At 67.5% G+C, this 4,772-nt stretch carries 5 protein-coding genes; 4 read left to right on the top strand and 1 reads right to left on the bottom strand.

Features of this window, described 5'->3' with window-relative positions; translation table 11 throughout:
- Together AC3AYF_RS18345 and AC3AYF_RS18350 are read left to right on the top strand one after the other, a co-directional pair.
- Positions 1 to 212, top strand: a 212-nt coding sequence (locus AC3AYF_RS18345) for a methyl-accepting chemotaxis domain-containing protein (RefSeq protein WP_295040847.1), incomplete at its 5' end; no start/stop codon positions are given.
- Entirely contained in the window at positions 209 to 1,807 is a 1,599-nt protein-coding gene (locus tag AC3AYF_RS18350; RefSeq protein WP_487780150.1) for a chemotaxis protein CheW, read from the top strand. The genes AC3AYF_RS18345 and AC3AYF_RS18350, both read left to right, overlap by 4 nt.
- Here the strand turns inward: AC3AYF_RS18350 and AC3AYF_RS18355 are convergent.
- Positions 1,804 to 3,330, bottom strand: coding sequence for a DNA recombination protein RmuC (locus AC3AYF_RS18355; protein ID WP_295040851.1), 1,527 nt, complete (start codon positions 3,328 to 3,330; stop codon positions 1,804 to 1,806). The two genes, AC3AYF_RS18350 and AC3AYF_RS18355, sit on opposite strands and share 4 nt — an antisense overlap.
- A gap of 239 nt (positions 3,331 to 3,569) precedes the next feature.
- Between AC3AYF_RS18355 and AC3AYF_RS18360 the strand changes: the two genes are divergently transcribed.
- Together AC3AYF_RS18360 and AC3AYF_RS18365 are read left to right on the top strand one after the other, a co-directional pair.
- Positions 3,570 to 4,133 (top strand): type 1 glutamine amidotransferase domain-containing protein, encoded by a 564-nt coding sequence (locus tag AC3AYF_RS18360; protein WP_295040853.1) that lies wholly within the window; start codon positions 3,570 to 3,572, stop codon positions 4,131 to 4,133.
- 108 nt (positions 4,134 to 4,241) lie between these two features.
- Entirely contained in the window at positions 4,242 to 4,670 is a 429-nt protein-coding gene (locus tag AC3AYF_RS18365; protein ID WP_295040855.1) for a DUF1090 domain-containing protein, read from the top strand.
- Positions 4,671 to 4,772: the final 102 nt, after the last annotated feature.

Consider the following 4,772-nt stretch of genomic DNA (forward strand, 5'->3'; position numbering starts at 1 on the left):
AGTCGCTCAAGCGCATCGACAGCGGTAACGCCGTGACCCAGCGCGCTACCGATTCGTTCGCACGCATCGTCGAAGGCGTGGCCCAGACCACCGACTCGATCGAGGAGATCGCCACCACCGCCAGCGCCCAGCTCGAGACCGCCAACCGGGTCGACGGCGCAATCCGTGAACTGGCACGGGCGACCCGCGGCGAGGAGCGGGCGAGGCCATGAGCGCACGCGTCTTCGGCATCCTGCGCGTCGGTGCCGGCGATGTCGCCCTCGACGCCCGCGATCTGCAAGAGGTGGTGCGCCTGGAGCGCCTGCCGCCGCCGCGCCCGCGGGCGCCGGCATGGTCGCGGGGTACGCTGTCGCTGCGCGGTCAGCCGCTGCCGCTGGTCGACCTGGCGGGGCTACTGCAGCTCGATCCTGACACCCCGGCAGCGCCAACTCTCGATGCCCGTGACGACGTCCATGTCGACGAGGTCCATGTCGACGAGGCCCATCTCGTCGAGGCCCAGAGCAGGACTCACAGCCAGGGCAGGCCCCAGGCCAGCTTCGTCGCCGTGGTCGCGCATCGCGGGGCGCGTTTCGGCCTGTGCGTGACCCAGATCGTCGACGTGATCGAGGTGCGGCCTGACCAGCGGCATGCGGTGAGCCACGGCGACGGCAGCACGCTGGCGCTGACGCCTTCGCTGATCGATCACCCGAGCCTGGCACACCCGGCTTATCTGCTCGACCTGGATGCGCTGTTCGCGCTGGAAGAGATGGTCGCGGTGACGCCGTCGCCGGAACTGGCCGGGCGCCAAGCGTCCGATGTCCCGACGCTGACCAGTGACGCCACGCCGACGCGGCTCACCGCCCGACACTGGCTGATCGTGGAGAGTGGCGGCCAGGCGCTGGCGCTGGATACCGCGATCGTTGGCGAGGTCGCCAACTGCTCCCAGATCGAACCGCCGCCGATCGAGCTCGACGCCTACCTCGGCAACGTCACGCTGCGCGGTGCGCGGCTGCCGCTGTTCGACCCCGGTGAGTTGATCGGGGGTGCGCCCCAGCGTGTGCGACCCGGTTACATGGTGGTGCTCGATGGGCCCGAGGGGCGCCTGGCACTGGCCCTGGAACACGTCACCGCGCTCAGCGCCGACGGCACCCTGGCTCCCGCCGGCCCGGGCCAACCCCAGGCCGTGGCTGGGCTGGTGGCCGGCCCCTCGGGGCGCGATGCCCTGGCGCTCGATCACCGGGTGCTGCTGTCGGCGCTCAATCTGAGTGCGCTGGCGCGCCTGCAAGCGCGTCTCGGCGGTACCCAGGCGGGCAGCGCCGCCGAGCGCCAGCCCCGGCGGCGCTTCGCGTTGGTGCACTTCGTTTGCGCGGGAGACTACACCACCCTGCTCGATCAGCTCTACGCGGTCGACGCCGCTCCTGTCGACTACCTCCGGAGCGGCGGCGACCCGCGCTTCGTCGGCGTCTGGCGCCGTCACGGGCGCAGCGTCGCCCTGGTCGATCTGCGCCGGCTGCTGGGCCGCGACGTGTCGCGCCCACCCCGACACGTGCTGATCGCCGACAGCGGCCAGGGGTTGATCGGGTTTCTCACCGATGAGGTGCAGCGCATCGACTACGTCGAAGCGGCCGAGAAGAGCCTGGTGGTGCGCTGGCGCGGTGACATCGACCCCGAGGCTCCGGCGATCGAGCGCGCCAAGCGGCTGGTGGCGCTCGGCGTCGGCGCCCGCCATCAGGTCATGGCCATGATCTGCCTCCAGGGACTGGCAGCCGACCTGGCGCTGAGCAGCGCGGCGCTGTCGACTGCCGACGACGCCGCCGAGCCCGCCTAGCTCGGCCTGCCCTGGTCTGGGCTGCGTTGCGCAGCGGGCGCGGCATCGCTCTCGCCGTCATCATCCACGCGACTCGCGCCACCTTCAGCGTCGGCGCCGTCCGAGGTTCGATCGAGTGCCGCCTCGTCGGCGTCCGCCTCCCGGGTCAGATGCGCCGGCAGGTCGCGCTTCATCCGCACGCCCAGCTTTTTGAGCGCCAGCGCCTGGCCGACCAGGCTGCCCTGGCCGGTTGATAGCCGCCCCATGGCCTGGTCGTAGCTGCCCTGTGCCCGGCCCAGGTGGCGGCCGACATCCTCGAGGCTCGAGACGAAGCCCTGGAATTTGTCGAGCAGCTTGCCGGCACGCTCGGCGATATGGCGCGCGTTCTCGTTCTGGCGCTCCAGATTCCACAGGCTTGCCACGGTGCGCAGGCTGGCCAGCAGCGTGGTCGGCGTGACCACGATGATGTCGCGGGAGAAAGCCTCCTGAAACAGGCTTTCGTCATGCTGGAAGGCGACCGCGAAGGCCGGTTCGACCGGCATGAACAGGAATACGAAATCGGGCGAACGCAGTCCCGGCAATCGCGGATAGTCGCGCCCGGAGAGGGCGTCGATATGGCTTCTCACCGCTTGAACGTGCGCGCGTAGCGCCTGCTCGCGCTCGGCGTCGTCATCGGCATTGACGTAGCGCACGTAGGCGTTGAGCGAAACCTTGGCATCGACGATCAGGTGCTTGTCGTCGGGCAGGTAGATCACCGCATCCGGGCGTTGGCGACCCTGCTCGCCGTCGATCGAGACTTCGCGCCGGTATTCGATGTCGCGGCGCAGGCCCGAGCGCTCCAGCACCGACTCCAGCATCATCTCGCCCCAGTTGCCCTGCATCTTCTTGTCGCCCTTGAGGGCACGGGTGAGATTGGCGGCCTCTTCGGTGATCTGGCGGTTGAGCGAGGCGAGTTGATCGATCTGCACCTTGAGCGTGGTGCGTTCGCGCACTTCCTGACCGTGAAGCTCCTCGAGACGCTGACGAAAGCCGCTGACCTGCTCGCGAAACGGTTTCAGCAAGGCTTCCAGGCTGTCCCGGCTCTGGGCGCTGTAGGTGCGCTGGCGCTCGTCGAAGATGCGCCCGGCAAGCGATTCGAACTCGTGCCCCATCCGCGTCTTCGCCTGCTCCAGCAGCTGGAGCTGTTCCGCGTGCTGGTTCTGCTGCTGCTCGTGGCGAGTCTCGAGCCGGCCGTACTGCTCGCGCAGTGTCGCCAGGCGTTCGTTGAGGGCCTCTAGTTGCTGCTCGCGGGTGCCAAGCTGCTGCTGCAGTTGCGCCTGGCGCTCGCGCAGATCGTCCTGCTGACCGTCGCTCTGGGCCAGCTCCTGCTCCAGGCGCTGGCACTGCGCCTCGCTGGCCTGGAGCCGCGTCAGCAGGCTGTCGCGCTCGCGTGCGAAACGCTGGCGCTGCCACACCACGACGCCGATCAGGACCGTCACCAGGCCACCGATCAGGACGAGCCCGCCGGCCGACTGCAACAGCCATTCCCCCACTCCGCCATTCATCGCATCGCTTCCTCTTGACCCGGCGCCCGCTCGCCACCCTGCGGCGGCCACCATCCCCGAGTCGGCGCCCGCGCGCAAGCCGCGAACTCCGGACCGGGCGTGTCCCACGCGCGTTTTTCCTTGAACTTTGCCCAGACTATCCCAAACTTTCGAGGTAAGCCGAGACATGGACCGGGATGGCCCGTGGGCTTGCTATTCATCGAAACATCAAGCCGCTATATCAAGACCAGGAGGTCAAGATGGCTCAGCAACTCAACGGTAAACGTGTCGCAATCCTCGCCGCCGACGGCTTCGAGGAGTCAGAACTCTCCTCCCCTCGTGCCGCGCTGCAAGGCCAGGGCGTCGAGACTCACGTCATCACGCCGGACGGCAAGGGCATTCGCGCCTGGGCCGAGACGGACTGGGGTGACACCTACGAGGCGGACAAGAGCCTCGATGAGGTCAACGAATCCGACTATCATGCCCTGGTGCTGCCAGGTGGTCTGTTCAACCCCGATACGCTGCGACTCAACGACAAGGCCCTGGCGTTCGTCAGGCACTTCTTCGAAGCCGGCAAGCCGGTCGCCGCGATCTGTCACGCGCCGTGGATCCTGATCAACGCCGGCGTCGTCGAGGGCCGCAGGATGACCTCGGTGCCCTCGGTCGCACAGGATCTGAAAAATGCCGGCGCCCAGTGGTTCGACGAGTCGGTCGTGGTCGACAGCGGCCTGGTCACCAGCCGCACGCCGAAGGATCTCGACGACTTCAACGGCAAGTTGCTGGAAGAGCTGGCCGAGGGTCGGCACAGCAAGCAGCACGCCTGATCGACGCTCGACAACGACCGTCCGGACGCCCACCCTATGGTGGGCGTTTTTCGTGGGCCAACGCCCCGCTCTTCCGACTGCCCGTCGGATCCTGACCTGGAGTCCCGCATGCTTGCCGACACCGACTTCTCCTCGAGGCCGACGATCTTCCGCTGCGCTGTCGCCCTGATCCTCACGATCCCGATGACCTCGCAGGCCGTGGCCTCCGACATCGGCTGCGAGGCCAAGCGCAAGCATCTCGAGCAGCAGCTCGCGCAAGCCGATACCAACCATCAGTCTCACCGTGCCGCAGGGCTGCGTCGCGCGCTGAACGCGGTCGAAGATCACTGCACTACGGCTTCCTTGATCAGCGACAGCCGCCAAACGCTTGCGGATCTCGAAGAGGAACGTCAGGAGCAGCGTGAAGCGCTCGACGAAGCGACACGGGAGGACGACCGGGAGGATATCGCCAAACACCGGCGCAAACTCAAGAGACTCGATGCCGAAATCGCTTCGGAGCGGCATCGATTGACAGCGCTGGAAGCGCTCGAGGAATAGACGCAACGGGCCGAGACTTTGCACGATAACCCGCGAATTCCCATACTCATCGTTAATCAAACCTAGGATTGCCAGCCATCGTGCCCCACTCTTCCGACACTG

It is taken from the genome of Salinicola sp., from assembly GCF_982684285.1.

Bases quoted from the DNA above. Each gene is read 5' to 3' on its own strand.
- AC3AYF_RS18350 (WP_487780150.1), top strand. From the start codon at position 209: ATGAGCGCACGCGTCTTCGGCATCCTGCGCGTCGGTGCCGGCGATGTC.
- AC3AYF_RS18355 (WP_295040851.1), bottom strand. From the start codon at position 3,330: ATGAATGGCGGAGTGGGGGAATGGCTGTTGCAGTCGGCCGGCGGGCTC.
- AC3AYF_RS18360 (WP_295040853.1), top strand. From the start codon at position 3,570: ATGGCTCAGCAACTCAACGGTAAACGTGTCGCAATCCTCGCCGCCGAC.
- AC3AYF_RS18365 (WP_295040855.1), top strand. From the start codon at position 4,242: ATGCTTGCCGACACCGACTTCTCCTCGAGGCCGACGATCTTCCGCTGC.